Source organism: Vibrio sp. S/42/10, assembly GCF_029890535.1.
GTDB lineage: Bacteria > Pseudomonadota > Gammaproteobacteria > Enterobacterales > Vibrionaceae > Vibrio > Vibrio cyclitrophicus.
The window spans coordinates 86,053-104,399 of record NZ_JAKMZC010000018.1; the positions used below are offsets into that span (position 1 = coordinate 86,053).

The following is an 18,347-nucleotide window of genomic DNA, read 5'->3' on the forward strand; positions in this document are numbered from 1 at the left end:
AGATCGGGTGGTTTGAGAATAGATAGCTTGGCTTTCTACCTGACAACTTAAAAACAGAAAAAATAGCGAAGATGTTGCAGGGGTAATATTCATTATGCTCCGAAAGAATCGAATAGAAGGTGGCAGAATAAACATACGCCAGCTTGTTTGTTCATACAATATTAGTTGAGAGAAATATGTGAATAGTCACTTTTCACTCACCCTAACTTTCCAACTATTAGACACAAGCGCTAGACTAACAAAAAGAATGATCATCAAGGGACTTCAATGAACGTTTATCATCGCTTTATTTCCTGTGCTTTAGCACTCGTTGCATCAGGTCCAATAGCTTCACCAAAGTCTTATGCATGGCAAGCTGAGAAGATCACCGATGGCCTCGTTATTCCGTGGGGGCTGGCTTATATCAACGATGACTCAATGCTACTCACTGAAAAAGAAGGCGTCATTAAGCACGTTGATTTAAAGACAGGTGAGCAAGAGACTTTATTCAGACTACCAAATGTGTGGGCTAAGGGCCAAGGCGGTGCATTAGATATCGCTCTATCCCCTTTTGAACAAGATAAGTTGTACATAACATACAGCAAAAACGTTGATGACGAAGGTGTAACGGCACTCGCCTCTGCTAATTACAGCAACAGTAAAATCTCAAATTGGAAAGACGTGTTTGTATCAAAATCCAGAACGGACACTGGGCGTCACTTTGGTAGCCGAATCACCTTTGATGAGACTCACCTTTACTTTTCAATAGGTGATCGGGGCGACCGAGATAATGGCCAAAACACAATGACTCACGCTGGTTCGATCTTACGATTGAATCCAGATGGAAGCGTGCCAAATGATAACCCATTCATTGATAATAATAAGGTTCTGAACGAAATTTGGAGTTTTGGTCATCGTAACCCACAAGGCTTGTTTTACGATTTCCCTACTAAAAAACTCTGGTCGATTGAACACGGCCCGCGAGGTGGTGATGAAATCAACCTAATAAAAGCAGGCGCAAACTATGGATGGCCAGTCACATCACACGGCAAAGAGTATTGGGGGCCGATTAGCGTTGGCGAATCTGAAACCAAAGCTGGCATTGAGCCTCCTATAAAGGTTTATGTACCTTCAATAGCACCAGGCAGTCTAATGGTTTATCGGGACGATAAGTTTCCAGAACTCAAAGGTAAGCTGTTAGCCGGCGCACTTAAACTCACCCACATCAATGTCGTTACTTTGAACGAGCAAGGTGAAGTAATCGAGGAAGAACGCATTCTAGAAAACTTAGGGGAAAGAATTAGAGACATAGAAACCTCAACCGCCGGGGACATATTTTTCAGCACCGATAATGGGAACCTGTATCGCTTAAAGGAATAAAGTGACAATCGCTCAACTACAGTTGTTCAATCGCAAAAATATTTATAAATACAAGCTGCTAAACGGATCTAAAACCTCATTTTCGGCTTTTTATGAGCCGTAATTTAATTTATGAAATTGGTGCAATTACCCTAGGTTTGTCATCAATTTCATCCACCTTTTTCACAAAAACGACAACAAATCGCCATACAACTGTAACTCCATGATATTTAAGGAATGCAAAGTTTGACTACCCCCAAATTTCTGCAACCTTTCACTATGTATTCGATTGACTATCCCTTGATTTGATTTAGACTTCATCTCGGCTAGAAAGAAAGTTCTTTGTATATAAACATTTCGTTGGATTACTAGTAACCCCGTTGTGTTGTACGCAATAGCAATAAACTTTTCCACGCTATCAGTGCCACAATTGGCTCACTATAAAAATTAAATTTTAGGATATAATCATGTCTAACACAGTTACTGGTACAGTAAAATGGTTCAACGAAACTAAAGGCTTCGGCTTCATTCAACAAGAAAACGGTCCAGACGTATTCGCACACTTCTCTGCGATCACTGGCGACGGTTTCAAAACTCTTGCTGAAGGCCAAAAAGTTGAGTTCGTAGTATCTCAAGGTCAAAAAGGCCCACAAGCTGACAGCATCAAAGTACTTTAATTTAGTATTTTAAAGCTTTCTAAAAATAGCCAGCCTCTGCTGGCTATTTTTTTACCCGCTATTCAGAGATTTAAGGTAATATTCCCCCTCACTATTTCTATCTAAGACACCCCTCAATGGCTCTTAAACCGACAATCTATAAGTTTCGACTCTCTCTAACTGATATGAATCGCGACTATTACGACTCTTTCAATCTAACGATTGCACAACATCCGTCTGAAACAGAACAGCGTATGATGGCTCGTATCATTGCATTTTGTATCAATGCATCTCCTGAACTTGAATTCACTAAAGGGTTGTCTAGCATTGAAGAACCTGATTTATGGCAGAAATCATTAGATGATCAAATCCTAGATTGGATTGATGTTGGCGAGCCGGATCCAGAGCGTGTTAAAAAAGCGACTCGCTTATCTAAGTCAGTGCGTGTATTCAGCTTCAACACTAAGTCGAACGTTTGGTGGGAGCAAAACAAAGGTAAATTCGGTTACCTGAAAGCTCAAATTGTACGTTTAGACAACGATGGTATTGAGCAGCTAGCAGCAATGACACAACGTACAATGGATCTTTCAGTGATGCTGTCAGGTAACTCTGCGTTTGTGAATAGCGACACGCAATCTGCGGAGATAACATGGGAAGAGCTACAGAGTAATGACTGAGCTACCAACTAACAGTCAGCAGAAACTTGAAGCAAACCAGCAAGCCAAAACCAAACTTCACGTTTGTTTAAAAGAAGCCGGTTTAGACTCAGTAACCGCGATTGCGACAGATTTTGAGAAAGAGCTAACGTCTTTTATCGACGAAAACCATGCTCTGTTTAAACATGCTTGTGAGAATAAGCCCGATAACTCTGCACGCCAGACTCTGCTTGGACTGCTAACAAAAGTACATATCGATGTCAGCTATCGCTTCGAAAGCAATAAAGAAGCCAGTGAGGCGATGCAAAATGTATTCGATAATACCGTTGGCAATACGCACAGTGACAAGTTTCAACACTCTAACGCGCAACAGTTAACGTTAATCACTCATTTATGGCTCTTCATTCAAGGGCGACTCGGTATGGATTACAGCCTAGCTAATGATCATGCTGAAGTAACCGCAAGATTACTGTCTCGCTTATTGAGAAGCAGTGATGATGAGATTCGCGTAGAGTTCATGGGTAGCTTTTATGATGGGTTAAACATCTATCAAGCCGAGAACAAGCCATCTGGTTTTATTCACCACTTTAAGCGTTTGTTTAATCTTTCTTAAGTATTCCACCAGCTGCTGTACCCCAATTTGCGCTTTATAGATTCTGTAGAGCGCATCTAATTTCCGTTCCAATCCACCTCTCGAAAATGCAGATTCCCTATTACGCTCGTTCCTCACTTTAGGGAATGACGAAAGTGACTAAGTCGCTCATTCTGCAAGATCAGCAGCGTTTGCTTCTAAAAGGCTGGCGTAGAATACACACTGAACCCTCACTCTCGTATTTTACCTCACACGCCGCCATCCTCGAGAAGGAGGAACGACTGAGTCGGGTTCTCGTATCAAGTCAGAAAGCACACAGATAAACAGACTCCCTACTCCGCTCATTTTTCACTCTAGGGAATGACGAAATTCGCAGTTATTGTAGTCAACTTAATTACAAGTACAAAAAAGCCTCGCAGAAAGCGAGGCTTAGAATATTTATTTTTAACGAACATCAATTTACAGAGGCTAAATCGCGTTCATCAAATAACGAAACGTATTAACGCAGACCGTGTAAGAACTCGTGGCGCGTTGCTGGGTTTGATCTGAAAATACCGCCCAGAGCTGTCGTTGTCGTTTCGCTAGTTGCGTCCATCACACCGCGTGATTTCACACAGTAGTGAACAGCATCCATAGTTACAGCAACATCATCCGTTTCTAGTAGCGTTTGTAATGCAACAAGAATTTGCTGCGTCATGCGTTCTTGAACTTGAGGACGTTGAGCAAAGAAACGAACGATACGATTGATCTTCGAAAGACCAATAATCTTGCCTTGAGGGATATAAGCTACGGCCGTTTTACCATCAATAGTCACTAAATGGTGCTCACAGGTACTGGTCACGGTAATGTCTTTTACACGAACCATTTCGCGAACACCCATCTTGTTTTCAATTACGGTGATTTTAGGAAAATTGGCGTAATCCAAACCAGAGAAAATCTCATCCACATACATTTTAGCAATACGCTGTGGTGTTTCTTCCAGACTGTCGTCCGCAAGATCAAGTTCAAGGAGAGTGAGAATCTCACGCATATGATGTTCGATTCGTTCCTTTTTCTCTTCTCGGCTCACCTGGTTAGGACGCATTGGTGTCTCTAATCCACGGCTTGCTAGCGCATCTTTAACCAACTTCGCTGATTCGCTAAGACCTGGCATTGAACTTCCTCTTCTATTACCCCTTTTGGATGGCAAACAAGGATACTCGGAATTTTGAAGAAATACACCCATATTTTAAGGGAGGTCATTATTTACGGGGCTTAAACTATGCTAAAGTGACTTCAATTTCGTCGGCGAGTTTTAATAAGCTCAGAAAGGCCGAGCACCTAAATCAAAATAATAACGATCAAGGATTTCAATTATGGGCTGTTGCGACGCTCCGGGCTTAATGCCAATTGAAGAAGCACTAGATAAGCTGCTATCACCAATCAAACCAATCCAAACGACTTTATCTCTGCCTCTTGCTGAAGCATTAGGTTATGTCCTTGCTGAAGATATTCTTTCCCCTATTTTCGTACCTCCTTTTGATAACTCAGCAATGGACGGCTATGCACTGCGCTTAGCAAACCTAGAGAACGGTAATGTACTACCATTAGCAGGCAAATCTTTTGCAGGCCAACCGTTCGAAGGTGAATGGCCAAGCAATACCTGTATTCGCATTATGACTGGCGCAAAGATCCCTGAAGGTTGTGACGCCGTCATCATGCAAGAAAATACGGCCGAAACTGAGGCTGGTATTGAGATTCAACAAGACAACATAAAGCTGAACAATAACATTCGCCCTACTGGTGACGACATCAAACAAGGCGATATCGTTCTTAGTCGCGGTGAGCGTTTAACACCTCGTGACATTCCAATGATTGCTTCATTGGGTGTGAGCCACGTGACAGTGTTACATAAGCCTAAAGTCGCTTTCTTCTCTACTGGCGATGAACTAAAACCATTAGGCCAACCGCTTGAAGACGGTCAGATCTACGACAGTAACCGTTACGGTATTAAACCATTAATCGAAGCCTTTGGTTGTGAAGCTATCGACTTGGGTATCATCCCAGATTGCCCTGCAACGCTTAAAGAAACGTTCGAGAAAGCACAGCAAATAGCAGATGTGGTCGTGACTTCTGGTGGCGTGAGTGTTGGTGAGGCGGATTACACCAAAGATATTTTGGAAGAGCTTGGCCAAATCGGCTTCTGGAAACTGGCAATCAAACCGGGCAAACCGTTCGCATTCGGCGAATTGGATAACGCGTGGTTCTGTGGCCTACCGGGTAACCCTGTATCAGCGGTGATGACCATGTATGTTTTAGTTCAGCCAATGTTGGCTAAACTTGCAGGTCACACAGCATGGACAGCACCAGAATCGATTCCTGCTATTACTAAGTCTGCATTCAAAAAAGGTCCAGGCCGTACTGATTACCAACGTGGCATCTACTCGATTGAAAACGGTCAGTTTGTGGTAGAAACAACTGGCAACCAAAGCTCTGGTGCTTTCCGCTCGATGAGCTTGGCAAACTGCTTTGTGGTACTAGAACGTGAACGTGGCCGTGTTGAAGTAGGCGAAACGGTTCAGATCCAACTGTTTAACTCGACGCTTTACTAACGAGGCTTGCTGATGGAAATACTGTCCGATGCTGAGATGCTTCGCTACAACCGTCAAATCATTCTTAAACAGTTTGATTTTGAAGGCCAAGAAGCGCTGAAACAGAGCTCAATCTTGGTGCTGGGTGCCGGCGGTTTGGGTTGTGCCTCTGCTCAATACCTGGCGACTGCCGGTATTGGTAAGCTCACGCTGATCGACGATGATGTTATTGAGCTTTCAAACCTGCAGCGACAGGTGCTTCACACCGATGCTGACATTGGTAAGAAGAAGGTCGACTCAGCCGCAGAATCATTGCAGATGTTAAACCCACACCTAAAAGTTGAGACCGTCGATCATAGACTTGATGACCAAGCGCTTGGAAAGTTGGTTGAAGCACACTCGCTTGTTCTTGACGCCAGCGACAACGTAGAAACGCGCAATCAATTGAACCGTTTATGTTACGCATCAAAAACACCACTTGTTTCTGGTGCTGCAATTCGTATGGAAGGTCAGATTAGCGTATTCACTTATCAAGATGACAACGCACCCTGCTACCAGTGTTTGAGCGCTCTATTCGGCAATGCTGCTCTAAGCTGTGTTGAAGCCGGCGTTATGGCGCCTGTTGTCGGTATGGTGGGCGCAGCTCAAGCTTTAGAAGCGATCAAGGTGATTGCAAAATTCGGGCAACCAAAACAAGGCAAACTCTTGATTCTCGATGCCATGTCACACAGCTGGCGTGAGATGAATTTAATGAAAATGCCTAATTGTTTGGTGTGTGGGTAGACTAACTCATATCCACTCTTATCGAAAACCTAAGCCTTGACTAAAAATCAGGGCTTTTTTGTAACTCAAAATAGGAATCCTAGATTGCCCTGTCAATTTGAAATAGCACATGAGATTTAGGTTTCATTTGAATTCTCATTTTGAGAAACCAAAAACAATAGAAATAAAGTAACATAAAATCAGCAAGTTAAAAATGGCATATAACTTGATTAAGTATCTATAACTTCCATCACAAGGATGTAGATATGAGAACTACAACGTTAAGTTTGCTATTGAGTGCACCCCTATTCGCCAACGCCGCACCATTCGACACTTGCCCGAGTCAGGCTTACCTCTTTCAGTCTAAACCCGTCGAGGTTTGGGGTGTAAACCTAGTGACAGGTTCAACCACCCTGTTAGAAGACGACACGGGTATGAATGCCAACATCAACGGCGTCGGTTTCGATTTCGAAGACAGATATATTTATGGTTATGACACCACCAACAAACGCTTGGTGCGTCTTGGCAAAGACTTCCAAGCAGAAATTATCAATACCAGTGGCTTACCAACCGATCACACCTTTTATGTAGGTGACGTATATGGCCACGTTTACTACTTATACCGCACGGGCAAAGGGCTATTCACCGTTGACCTATCTCCTTTAGATGCTGATCCAAATGCGACCGTCACTGTAAATAAGATTGCAAACAGCCCCGCAACTGTAAAACTCACCGATTTTGCTTTTCACCCAAGTGATGGCTCTTTATATGGTATAGATAATGACTCCGGAGGCTTATACAGCTTCAATCCTAAAACTGGTACCGAAACCTACATCGGTGACACAGGAGAAACAGGAACATTCGGAGCTGGCTATTTCGATGTAAACGGCTACTACTATGTGTCACGAAACCAAGACGGTAAGATCTACCGCATCAACTTATCACCAGAAAACGCTGCCAACATAGCCGCTGGGATTGTTCCTGCGGTTGAGTTTGTATCGAATGGTCCAGCGTCTGGACAGAACGATGGTGCTCGTTGTGCAAATGCCCCAGTTGTAGATGAAGATTCCAGCATCGATTTCGGCGATGCGCCAGACAGCTACCTAACTCTACTCGCAAGTAACGGCCCAAGACATGAGCTTGATGGCAACACATGGTTAGGAACAACACCTCCAGATGCTGATTTGGATGGTTATGTCACACCACAATCTGATGAAAGTGTCGGCATTGATGACGAGTGGGCAAACGGTGGTATCGGTTTTGTTACCGCACTTGAAGCCGGACTCGATTCAAAAGTGGTGATTGAAGCTTCAACAACCGGTTATCTTTCAGCTTGGATTGACTGGAACCAAGATGGCAGTTTTGATGGCGCTAATGAGCAAGTATTTACCGATTACCAACTGGATGCAGGTGAGAACGACTTGTTCCTTAACGTCGACATCAACGCACTTACTGGTACTACTTGGGCTCGCTTTAGATTCAGCCAACAAACCAATCTGAGCTACTTTGGTGGTTCTACATCCGGTGAGGTCGTTGATATTCAAGTGGATGTGCTTAATGACGGAGCCACAGCCCGCTACTTCCCTAGTGCTTCTGGCTACGCCACTCTGGCCTATGAAGATAACTGGCCTTATAAAGCTGATTACGACATGAATGATGCTGTAATTATGTACCGCATTACAGAGATACTTAAAGACGGAAAAGTAGTGAAATCCACCATCGACGGACGTCTAGCAGCCGTAGGTGCTTCATATAGAAATGGATTCGCCGTTCGACTTCCGAATCTAGATCCGAGCTTAGTGAGCAGCGGAAGCTCTTACATGAAGCACAATGGCATCTTTACGGACCTAGATATGGAAGTAGGGCGCAGTGAAGCTATATTTATTGCGGCTGAGGACTTAACTTCAAAAACAGATACGTCGTGTAATTTCTACCGAACCAGTAACTCGTGTAAAGACAGCGAACAATTCTCATTCCAAATCGGTATTACCTTAGCTGGTGACGGTGTGAGTACTGACAATTGGACAGACATGCCTTACGACCCGTTCATCTTTGCAACACCAGGTTACTATCACGGCGAAAATCTACCTCTGCATCCAGGACGCAGCTGGGAAGTTCACCTACCAGACCAAGCTCCAACCGAGGCATTTGATACCACGAATCTCTTTGAGGCTGGATTAGGCGTCGATGACAGTAATCCATCAACCGGCAAATATTTCAAAACCGCAGAAAATCACCCTTGGGCGCTGATAGTAACTTCGGACGATGAATGGGAATGGCCTTTAGAGTACGTAGATATTGTTACCGCTTACCCAGAGTTCAAACAATACGCAGAATCAGGCGGAGCTACGAACCAGACATGGTATCTATCACCTACAGACAACCAACGCTACCAACCATAAGGAGAGATGTTATGACTATTTACACAAAACAGTTTCAAGAAAATCATTACGTTGACTCAAGTCGTAACCTTTCTGAGGAAGAACATATGTCCGGGCAAAGTACTTGGAACATCAAGAAATCACTAGTCACTATTTTAGTGGTAACTCCACTGGCATTAGTGGGTTGTGGAGGTGGGGGCGGTGGTGGCAGTACATCTACTCCATCGCAATCCAGTCCGTCGACCCCAGAAACACCTTCTACTGTGCTAACAGCAAACCCTTCTCCAACTCCCGTGACAAGTACAGTCGCAGCGCAAAGCTATACAATGAGTGATCTAATAGTGCCTGACGGGTTTGACTACAGCTCTGTCGAACAGTTTGAGCTCGATATCGACATCAGTAATATCTCGACAGATCGTTCTTTCGTGACCGTTTACAGCCGTTTTAGCACAAGAGACGATTCAACCTTGAAGCCGGATTACTCCAGTAAAGTGATTGCAGGCCCATTACACAATGGCATGTTCGCCTCCAACTTTTCAGCACCGGTAAACCATGAAGCTCTCTTGATAGAGATTTGGTTTTACGATGGTCAGCCGCCATTACAACAAGTGGTATCAAGCAGTGATTCTCAGATCGTCTGGTAATCGGTCGAAACAGTTTGGTCGTCAACAGATACAAAACGGATTCTGTATCGATAGAAAGTGAGCATACGTGCTCACTTTTTTCGTTTCGTCGAATAACAGGTAATTCAGCTTTCTCAGCTGGTTCCATTCACTTTACCGCCAATCTCACTTATATTTTAAATATAACCTTCAAAGACTTACTCTCATGACTCAATTAAAAATAGGCCTATTAATCTTACTATGTGGTGTGGGCTTATTGTTGGCCCTCACCTATTTCCCGATGACATCTGAAACAGGTCAACGCATTCAAGCAAAAGTAATTTCGAACACACTCACTCAATCCCTAGATGGCCACAGGCGCTACCTCACTCTTCAAAGTCAAGGCAACGAAATATTTCGCGTTTCAATTCCACCAACGACAGACTGCCCTATTGATTCTGTGGTCGTGCTTGATACATTAAGCAATCAAATAACCGGACAAAATAGCTACCAGTTCGCCCATTGCCTTACTGCACCGTAGTACTGGCTATAGCAGTAATAGCTATCACAACAAAAAATGGACATAACAAGAATGAATCAGCCACTGATCTCACCAGAACAACTTCAACAACGTTTGCTAGAAAATCATTCGCTAAAAAGCGACCTAGTCATCCTCGACGCCAGTATCGAGTTTCAAATTCCAAGCGAATCAGAAAAGATCAAAGGACAGATGATTCCTGGGGCTATTCGTTTTGACTACGACAAAGACTTCTGCAACAAACACACTCTACTTCCTCATATGTTCCCGACCGAGAAACACTTCAATAAACGGGCACAAGAAATTGGTATCAATCAAAACAGCACCATCGTGGTTTACGATAATTCAGGTACCTTAGCCTCTCCTCGTGCATGGTGGATGTTTATGGCGATGGGACACAACAACGTATACATCTTAGACGGCGGTTTGCCAGCATGGATAGAAGCCGGTTACGCTACAGACACTCACTATAGAACCGAAATCCAAGCCGGGAATTTTGAAGGAAGTAGTCAAGATAACTATTTTGTAAATGCTCAGCAGATTGAGAGTTACTCAACTAGCAAGAGCGCAAACATTCTAGATGCGCGCTCTCAAGCGCGTTTCGATTCAGAAGTACCTGAACCACGTGAAGGTTTGCGCAGTGGTCATATTCCAAACTCAATTTGCCTACCGTTTGCACAGGTACTCGATAACGGCAAGCTAAAACCCCAGAGTGAGCTTGTTGATATCTTTTCAACGTTAGAATTAACCCCTTCTCAACCCATGTTCTTTAGCTGTGGCTCTGGAGTAACAGCCTGCATCATTTTATTAGCGGCGAAACTTGCTGGCTATTCAGGTGAAATGGGAGTTTACGACGGCTCGTGGACTGAATGGGGTGCCAATGAACAACTGCCGATGGCCGTCACTCATAAGTAATTCGTTTTGCTCAATGCCATTGATAGCATATACTACGCATGCATAAGAGCTTACAGATAATAAGGACTCCTTACAAAGTAAGCTCTTTATGGCTGAGATATCTCATCTTAGTTTGAAACTAGCACAATCTAAAAACGGTTGATTCGAAAGCGTGGTTGTTTGATAAGTAAAAACTGTGATCAGCTCTAGGTTAATCGTTATCGTTATTTTTGTAGTTAATATTTCGCTCAAGAATCTCAGCTTGTAGTCGTTACACTATTTAATCCTTGATACTTTATTCATCGATTTGTTACACGCACAACGCTGACAACCTAATAGTTTGTCACTTGCAATCAGTTAAAAGAAGTAACTAACAAAAGGCACCCTATGGCTCTATTTAAGAAAAACATCTGGTCGCTGTACGCTCTGATCGTACTGCTTACCCTGATGCTTTTCGCTGGGCTGGGCGTCACTAAATGGCAGTCAAACAGAAATGACTTCACAGAGCAGCAGCATATTCAAGTTGAGCTATTTTCAAGCTCTGTCAGCTCACTATTAACCAGTCAAGAAGCCTTATTGGAAGTAGTTGGGCACCAGTTAGCCCAGCAGTCTGACTTTACACGGACGGCTTCGATTCAAATTCGACCTATTCTAGATAAATTACTTGATACACACCCTGCTATTGCTGCATTTGGCTTACTCAATACTCAAGGTGATTACCTTTCAATTAGCTCAAATCTTCAACTATCTGACCAGAAAAATCTGCTCCAGTACAAAGAAACAAGATCTTCATTTTTGGACGCTATGGCGAGCGAGAAAATGGTGTTGGGTCGTACTTACTTTCAAGAATCTTTAAACAGCCTCATTATCCCAATGAGGAAGTCTATTTCAATCGATGGCAAAAATATTGCTGCGGTTATGACTGCTGGCTTACGTTTGGACAGCACAATAGTTTTTGAAAACAATGCGCACGCCGGTAGCTACAACACATTAACGTTACTTCGACTCGACAACTACCGACAGTTTTTTTCCAGCGATATCGAATCACTCGATGCCTACTCAGATCCCGTTGGGCAGGATGTAATGAAACGCATCTCTAAGAGTTTTAATGAGCAAATTGGCATAAGCATCAAAGACGCTGCAACAGGAAAAAACACCTATTCTTTTGTCATCAGTGACGAGAAGTACCACGCTTTGTTAAGCGCTAAATACATCCCAGATTACAAACTTTGGGTCGTTGGTCGTACTGAGCTCTCTTATGTCGATAACATCTTTATCAATGAGTTCGGTATTCTTCTCATTATCTTTATCTTTCTACAGCTAGGTTTCTACTTTTTGGTTAAATCAATCGCCAAGAACGAGCAACGAACCCGAAGCCAACTCATTTACCAAGCTAATCACGACCCATTAACGTCCCTACCCAATCGCTTATACATGCGAAGAAACATTCATAATTGGGTAAAAAATGAGTCAGAGCAATTCTCTCTACTATTTATCGACATCGATAATTTTAAATGCGTTAACGATACTCACGGACACGATTTCGGTGACAAAGTACTCAAACAGATTGCATTGCGTTTAATGAGATTCCGCTCACGCTTGAGCTTAGTGGTACGGGAATCCAGTGATGAGTTTTTGTTCTTAACGCCATTAACCAACGAACCCGAGATTAAACGGCTCGCAGAAAGAATTATTGATGTGCTATCTCAACCTTATGAAGTTGAAAATTCGCAGTTTTTGTTAGGCTGTAGCATTGGTATCGCTTGTTTCCCTGAACACGGGAAAGATTTAGATAGCTTGCTCCGTTCTGCCGACATTTCAATGTACAAAGCAAAACAACAGCAAAACTCATACAGTATTTTTACGACAGAAATGCAAGATGCCCATATCTACAAAATGCGAGTGGAACAAAGACTACGCATTGCTATCGAAAAACAAACTCTATTTATGGTTTTTCAACCACTGGTCCGCACCGATAAGAGCATTCATGGCGTTGAAGCACTGGTGCGTTGGATTGATGACGAGCTTGGATTTGTTCCGCCCGATGTCTTTGTACCCATAGCTGAAAGTACTGGCTTAATGCAAAAATTGGGCGCTTTCATCATTGAATCGAGCGTCATGCAAATCGCTCATCTACATAGAACGACTGAACAAAACATTGGATTGTCGATTAATATATCGGTTCGCCAGTTTTCTCATAAGTCGTTCTCTGAACACTTACTCGCTACGTTAGAAAAATATCAATTTTCTGCTCATTGCCTAACATTAGAGATTACCGAAAGCCTATTCATTGAGGACGTAACCTTAGTGAAACCTATTTTCCAAGCCTTGAAAGAGAAGGATATAAAAATATCTCTCGATGACTTCGGTACCGGCTACTCCTCATTAAGTATGCTGAAAGTTCTCCCTATTAATGAGCTTAAAATTGATAAGAGTTTCATTGAGAACATCGCTATAGACCAACAGTCGCTCACGATGGTGCAAAACATCATTGCGATAGGCAAAAACTTTGGCATGGTGGTATTGGCAGAAGGCGTAGAGTCCAACGAACACTTCTCTATTCTAAAGGCGTGTGGGTGCGATTTAATGCAAGGCTATTACTTCTCACGACCTATTCCTTACGATCAACTATGTCAGTTTTTAGCCACCACTCTAACTGAGGAAACGGATCTAACCGTGTCTCTATCTTAGTTTTGATTATTTGGTATAAATAGTCGCATATTACTGATACTAAAATCTGATCAACACCAACAGTTTTGGACACTGAGTTAAGTGAGTACAATCACTACTGATTTGAACCATGACGAGCAAGAAGAAACATATTATCCATTCTCCTGAATAAATGTCGCTTAGGTAAAATATCCATTTTGACTGGAGCAGAGCATTCGTAAGAACAACAAGGGATAGGACAATAAAGTATATCTCCTTTGTCTTCTCTTTAGTTTTTATCAATCAGTTCAACATGCTTCATTTGCTCATCCAAGTTAAGTACCGTTAAAGCATTACTTACACTAGTTGCAATCACATCTACCACACCAGTTCTTAGTGCGCCTAATAGAGCGAGAGGTTTACTGTTCTCAGCTGCAATAGCAATAACTTCAGCAATTGGGCGAAATTCTTCCAAGGCCAAACCAATCACACGGTCACTCATTACTGTATTGGCAGCTTTGCCGTGTACATCGAAAAAGTCGTAACCCGCAAAGTCACCGACGACACCTTGTAACAACCTCGATTGAACGACTTCACCAGGTGTAAACCAACCTAAATCGACCATATAGCTGTTTTCACTCATATCACCAATACCCACTAATGCGACATCGGCTTTACGAGCTAGATCGAGTGTTTGCTTAACGGTGCTGTTCTCCATAAACGCGGTTTTTTGTGCTTTATTCTCTGCATAAGCGGGGGCGTATAAGGTTTCTGATGAACCGCCGTACTTCTTAGCCAACTGTCTGCATATATGGTCGGCGTTAAACATACCACCTCTCGGGTGAATACCGCCGATGCCACATACAAACTTACAGTCACGTGGCGTGATAACACCAGTATGGTGAGCAACCGACGATACGTTTCGGCCTTGGCCAACCGTCACCACCATGCCATTTTTCAATGTGCTGGTAAGATAATTAGACACCAAGCCTGCTACTTGAAGACGTTGTTGTTCTTCATTCGGCTGGTCTAACGCAACCAGAGCACGCTTCACACCAAAACGTTCAATCAAACGCTGTTCTATCTTGGCACTGAATACTGGGTGATATTTCACGGTTATCTCAACAATACCTTCATCTCTGGCTTGTTTGAGCATTCGACCAACCTTTGCACGAGAAATAGAGAACTTTTTGGAAATCTCTTCTTGAGTCGCGCCATCTTGATAATAAGCGACCGCGACTTCAGTGAGGAGATCAGTGTTTTCTTCGGAAACATCTTGGATATTCTTACTCATATACCACTCAACCAATATTTAACAATTATTTTACCTGCTTGGAGGACTAATGTTCGATGCTTAAGCATGTGATACACAAGTTTACACCCTGAACATATGTAACAACAAGGAACATTTGTTCAGGGTGTTAACCAGGTTTTTAACGGTGACAAATTAACGCCATATTAGCTGTTAAACGTTTGCTTATAGTCCCCATGATTACTAGAGCGAAATATATTTGACTAAAGTCACCATACAGCACTATTTACCGTTGACTTTGGGGCTAGAACGGATAAATATGGCTACATCATTTACTCATCGAGCGATCAAATGTTCTGTGCAAATGTTCGTTCGGAGAAAAATTTAAATTAATGTAAGTTCGGCTCACTGGTACAACCATTGAGCGCTTCATTAGTTAGCTTGCAAATGCCCGCACCTCTCCCGTTAAAGGGGTGTTATGCGATACATAGGATGATCAAAATGAGCAATAAATTAGAGCAACTTCGTAAACTAACAACTGTTGTAGCTGACACTGGCGATATCGAAGCTATCAGTAAGTACACACCAGAAGACGCGACAACTAACCCATCTCTAATTCTTAAAGCTGCTCAAATTGCTGAGTATGCACCTCTAATCGATGCTTCTATCGAATACGCTAAAGCGCAAAGCGATGACAAAGCACAGCAAGTTCAAGACACTTGCGACATGCTTAACGTAAACATCGGTAAAGAAATCCTTAAAGTTGTACCTGGCCGTATTTCTACAGAAGTAGATGCTCGTCTTTCTTACGACATGGAAGGCAGCGTTGCTAAAGCTCGTCAACTTATCAAAATGTACAACGACGCTGGCATCACTAACGACCGTATCCTTATCAAACTGGCTTCTACTTGGGAAGGTATCCGTGCTGCTGAAATCCTAGAGAAAGAAGGCATCAACTGTAACCTAACGCTTCTATTCTCTTTCGCTCAAGCTCGTGCTTGTGCTGAAGCTGGCGTATTCCTAATCTCTCCTTTCGTTGGTCGCATCATGGACTGGTATAAAGCGAAAGAAGGTCGTGATTTCGAAGCTTCAGAAGATCCAGGTGTAATCTCTGTTTCAGACATCTACAACTACTACAAAGACCACGGTTACAAGACTGTTGTTATGGGCGCAAGCTTCCGTAACATCGGCGAGATCCTTGAACTTGCAGGCTGTGATCGTCTGACGATCGCTCCTCAACTTCTAGCAGACCTAGAAGCAGCAGAAGGCGAAGTAGTAGAGAAGCTAATCGACTCTAACGGTACTAAAGAGCGCCCTGCAGCGATGACTCACGCTGAGTTCCTATGGGATCACAACCAAGACCCAATGGCTGTTGAGAAGCTAGCTGAAGGCATCCGCAACTTCGCAGTTGACCAAGGCAAACTAGAAGACATGATTGCAGCTAAGCTGTAATCACTCTTACCAAATTCAAATAGGGGAACGTTCAGTTCCCCTACTTTTATCAATTTTGTTTTTCTTAATTTTTATTCGGAAGTTCTTATGAATCGCAAACATCTAGCTAACGCTATTCGTGCTCTAAGCATGGACGGCGTACAACAAGCAAACTCTGGTCACCCAGGCGCTCCTATGGGCATGGCTGACATCGCTGAAGTACTTTGGCGCTCTCACCTAAACCACAACCCAGCAAACCCAGAGTGGGCTGACCGCGACCGTTTTATCCTGTCTAACGGCCACGGCTCAATGCTGATTTACTCTCTGCTTCACCTAGCAGGTTACGAGCTTTCAATTGAAGATCTTAAGAACTTCCGTCAACTGCACTCTAAGACTCCAGGTCACCCAGAGTACGGCTACGCACCAGGTATCGAGACGACTACTGGCCCTCTAGGTCAAGGCATCACTAACGCTGTTGGTATGGCGATGGCTGAGAAAGCACTTGCGGCACAGTTCAACAAAGAAGGCCACGACATCGTAGACCACTACACTTATGCATTCATGGGTGATGGCTGTCTGATGGAAGGTATCTCTCACGAAGCATGTTCTCTAGCAGGTACGCTAGGTCTTGGTAAGTTGGTTGCTTTCTGGGATGACAACGGTATCTCTATCGATGGCGAAGTTGAAGGTTGGTTCTCTGACGATACACCTAAGCGTTTCGAAGCTTACGGCTGGCACGTAATCCCAGCCGTTGATGGCCACGATGCTGACGCTATCAACGCGGCTATCGAAGCAGCTAAAGCAGACCCTCGTCCAACTCTAATCTGTACTAAAACAGTGATTGGCTTTGGTTCTCCAAACAAAGCAGGTACGCACGACTGTCACGGTGCACCATTAGGCGCTGATGAAATCGCAGCAACTCGTAAGCAACTAGGTTGGGAGCACGGTCCTTTTGAAATTCCGTCGGAAGTTTACTCAGAGTGGGATGCGAAAGAAGCAGGCGCAGCTAAGGAAGCAGCGTGGAACGAGAAACTTGCAGCTTATGAAGCAGCATACCCTGAGTTGGCAGCTGAATTCAAACGCCGCGTAAACGGTGACCTTCCTGCTGAATGGGAAGAGAAAGCATCAGCAATCATCGCCGATCTTCAAGCTAACCCAGCAAACATCGCATCACGTAAAGCATCTCAAAATGCTCTAGAAGCGTTCGGTGCTATGCTACCTGAATTCATGGGCGGCTCTGCTGACCTTGCGCCTTCTAACCTGACTATGTGGTCTGGTTCTAAGTCTCTTGAAGCAAATGACTTCTCTGGTAACTACATCCACTACGGTGTACGTGAATTCGGTATGACGGCTATCATGAACGGTATCGCTCTGCATGGTGGTTTCGTACCCTACGGCGCAACGTTCCTAATGTTTATGGAATACGCTCGTAACGCAATGCGTATGGCTGCTCTGATGAAAACTCAGAACATCCAAGTTTACACTCATGACTCTATCGGTCTTGGCGAAGATGGTCCTACTCACCAACCGGTTGAGCAAATCGCTTCTCTACGTCTGACTCCAAACATGAGCACATGGCGTCCATGTGACCAAGTTGAGTCTGCTGTTGCTTGGAAACTGGCAATTGAGCGTAAAGATGGCCCTTCTGCACTTATCTTCTCTCGTCAAAACCTTGCACAGCAAGATCGTGACGCTGAGCAAGTGGCAAACATCGCTAAGGGTGGTTACATCCTGAAAGATTGCGAAGGCAAACCAGAGCTTATCCTGATCGCGACTGGTTCTGAAGTTGAGCTTGCTGTTGAAGCAGCAGCACAACTAACAGCTGAAGGTAAAGCAGTACGCGTAGTCTCTATGCCTGCAACTGACGCATTCGACAAGCAAGACGCTGAATACCGCGAGTCTGTACTTCCATCTGACGTAACTGCACGTATCGCTGTAGAAGCTGGCATCGCTGACTTCTGGTACAAGTACGTTGGTTTCGGTGGCAAGATCATCGGTATGACAACGTTCGGCGAATCTGCACCAG

Annotated in this window: 15 protein-coding genes; 13 read left to right on the plus strand and 2 right to left on the minus strand. The window is 43.7% G+C overall.

Features of this window, described 5'->3' with window-relative positions:
- Nucleotides 1–267: 267 nt before the first annotated feature.
- The 4 genes from L8S15_RS18005 to L8S15_RS18020 all read left to right on the plus strand — a co-directional run bounded on the left by L8S15_RS18005 (nt 268) and on the right by L8S15_RS18020 (nt 3,263).
- Nucleotides 268–1,359 (plus strand): PQQ-dependent sugar dehydrogenase, encoded by a 1,092-nt coding sequence (locus L8S15_RS18005; protein WP_280574512.1) that lies wholly within the window; start codon nt 268–270, stop codon nt 1,357–1,359.
- Nucleotides 1,360–1,805: 446 nt separating this feature from the next.
- Nucleotides 1,806–2,015, plus strand: a complete 210-nt coding sequence (locus L8S15_RS18010) for a cold-shock protein (protein WP_010430417.1) — start codon at nt 1,806–1,808, stop codon at nt 2,013–2,015.
- Between the two features lie 116 nt (nt 2,016–2,131).
- Nucleotides 2,132–2,671, plus strand: a complete 540-nt coding sequence (locus L8S15_RS18015; RefSeq protein WP_010430419.1) for a YaeQ family protein — start codon at nt 2,132–2,134, stop codon at nt 2,669–2,671.
- The gene (locus L8S15_RS18020) at nt 2,664–3,263 is read left to right on the plus strand and encodes a hypothetical protein (protein WP_280574514.1); all 600 of its coding nucleotides are present in this window, start codon (nt 2,664–2,666) and stop codon (nt 3,261–3,263) included. Before L8S15_RS18015 ends, L8S15_RS18020 begins: the two co-directional genes overlap by 8 nt.
- A 478-nt stretch (nt 3,264–3,741) precedes the next feature.
- Here the strand turns inward: L8S15_RS18020 and folE are convergent, their stop codons facing one another.
- A complete protein-coding gene (folE, locus tag L8S15_RS18025; RefSeq protein ID WP_010430425.1) occupies nt 3,742–4,395 on the minus strand; it encodes a GTP cyclohydrolase I FolE in 654 nt (217 codons plus the stop codon).
- Between the two features lie 202 nt (nt 4,396–4,597).
- Between folE and moeA the strand changes: the two genes are divergently transcribed.
- From moeA to L8S15_RS18060, 7 genes are all read left to right on the plus strand, one after another.
- Nucleotides 4,598–5,833, plus strand: coding sequence for a molybdopterin molybdotransferase MoeA (gene moeA, locus L8S15_RS18030; protein WP_280574515.1), 1,236 nt, complete (start codon nt 4,598–4,600; stop codon nt 5,831–5,833).
- A 12-nt stretch (nt 5,834–5,845) separates the two neighbouring features.
- Nucleotides 5,846–6,595, plus strand: coding sequence for a molybdopterin-synthase adenylyltransferase MoeB (moeB, locus tag L8S15_RS18035; protein WP_065101405.1), 750 nt, complete (start codon nt 5,846–5,848; stop codon nt 6,593–6,595).
- Nucleotides 6,596–6,840: 245 nt separating this feature from the next.
- A complete protein-coding gene (locus L8S15_RS18040; RefSeq protein ID WP_010430431.1) occupies nt 6,841–8,976 on the plus strand; it encodes an LruC domain-containing protein in 2,136 nt (711 codons plus the stop codon).
- An 11-nt stretch (nt 8,977–8,987) separates the two neighbouring features.
- Entirely contained in the window at nt 8,988–9,599 is a 612-nt protein-coding gene (locus tag L8S15_RS18045; RefSeq protein ID WP_010430435.1) for a hypothetical protein, read from the plus strand.
- Between the two features lie 184 nt (nt 9,600–9,783).
- The gene (locus L8S15_RS18050; protein ID WP_010430437.1) at nt 9,784–10,098 is read left to right on the plus strand and encodes a hypothetical protein; all 315 of its coding nucleotides are present in this window, start codon (nt 9,784–9,786) and stop codon (nt 10,096–10,098) included.
- 51 nt (nt 10,099–10,149) lie between these two features.
- On the plus strand, nt 10,150–11,010 hold the full coding sequence (locus tag L8S15_RS18055) for a sulfurtransferase (protein ID WP_016768163.1): 861 nt from the start codon (nt 10,150–10,152) through the stop codon (nt 11,008–11,010).
- A gap of 366 nt (nt 11,011–11,376) precedes the next feature.
- A complete protein-coding gene (locus tag L8S15_RS18060; protein ID WP_280574518.1) occupies nt 11,377–13,680 on the plus strand; it encodes an EAL domain-containing protein in 2,304 nt (767 codons plus the stop codon).
- Between the two features lie 247 nt (nt 13,681–13,927).
- Here the strand turns inward: L8S15_RS18060 and L8S15_RS18065 are convergent, their stop codons facing one another.
- Nucleotides 13,928–14,932, minus strand: a complete 1,005-nt coding sequence (locus L8S15_RS18065) for a sugar-binding transcriptional regulator (protein ID WP_010430443.1) — start codon at nt 14,930–14,932, stop codon at nt 13,928–13,930.
- Between the two features lie 459 nt (nt 14,933–15,391).
- On the opposite strand from L8S15_RS18065, the gene tal reads away from it, so the two are divergent.
- Together tal and tkt are read left to right on the plus strand one after the other, a co-directional pair.
- Nucleotides 15,392–16,342 carry a transaldolase gene (gene tal, locus L8S15_RS18070; protein WP_010430444.1) on the plus strand — a complete coding sequence of 317 codons (951 nt, stop codon included), beginning with the start codon at nt 15,392–15,394 and terminating at the stop codon, nt 16,340–16,342.
- Nucleotides 16,343–16,429: 87 nt separating this feature from the next.
- The coding region (tkt, locus tag L8S15_RS18075; protein ID WP_102385604.1) for a transketolase at nt 16,430–18,347 on the plus strand (1,918 nt) is incomplete at its 3' end.

What these genes read in the sequence shown, in the direction of transcription:
- L8S15_RS18005 (WP_280574512.1), top strand. Translation starts at nt 268, where the DNA reads ATGAACGTTTATCATCGCTTTATTTCCTGTGCTTTAGCACTCGTTGCA.
- L8S15_RS18010 (WP_010430417.1), top strand. Translation starts at nt 1,806, where the DNA reads ATGTCTAACACAGTTACTGGTACAGTAAAATGGTTCAACGAAACTAAA.
- L8S15_RS18015 (WP_010430419.1), top strand. Translation starts at nt 2,132, where the DNA reads ATGGCTCTTAAACCGACAATCTATAAGTTTCGACTCTCTCTAACTGAT.
- L8S15_RS18020 (WP_280574514.1), top strand. Translation starts at nt 2,664, where the DNA reads ATGACTGAGCTACCAACTAACAGTCAGCAGAAACTTGAAGCAAACCAG.
- folE (WP_010430425.1), bottom strand. Translation starts at nt 4,395, where the DNA reads ATGCCAGGTCTTAGCGAATCAGCGAAGTTGGTTAAAGATGCGCTAGCA.
- moeA (WP_280574515.1), top strand. Translation starts at nt 4,598, where the DNA reads ATGGGCTGTTGCGACGCTCCGGGCTTAATGCCAATTGAAGAAGCACTA.
- moeB (WP_065101405.1), top strand. Translation starts at nt 5,846, where the DNA reads ATGGAAATACTGTCCGATGCTGAGATGCTTCGCTACAACCGTCAAATC.
- L8S15_RS18040 (WP_010430431.1), top strand. Translation starts at nt 6,841, where the DNA reads ATGAGAACTACAACGTTAAGTTTGCTATTGAGTGCACCCCTATTCGCC.
- L8S15_RS18045 (WP_010430435.1), top strand. Translation starts at nt 8,988, where the DNA reads ATGACTATTTACACAAAACAGTTTCAAGAAAATCATTACGTTGACTCA.
- L8S15_RS18050 (WP_010430437.1), top strand. Translation starts at nt 9,784, where the DNA reads ATGACTCAATTAAAAATAGGCCTATTAATCTTACTATGTGGTGTGGGC.
- L8S15_RS18055 (WP_016768163.1), top strand. Translation starts at nt 10,150, where the DNA reads ATGAATCAGCCACTGATCTCACCAGAACAACTTCAACAACGTTTGCTA.
- L8S15_RS18060 (WP_280574518.1), top strand. Translation starts at nt 11,377, where the DNA reads ATGGCTCTATTTAAGAAAAACATCTGGTCGCTGTACGCTCTGATCGTA.
- L8S15_RS18065 (WP_010430443.1), bottom strand. Translation starts at nt 14,932, where the DNA reads ATGAGTAAGAATATCCAAGATGTTTCCGAAGAAAACACTGATCTCCTC.
- tal (WP_010430444.1), top strand. Translation starts at nt 15,392, where the DNA reads ATGAGCAATAAATTAGAGCAACTTCGTAAACTAACAACTGTTGTAGCT.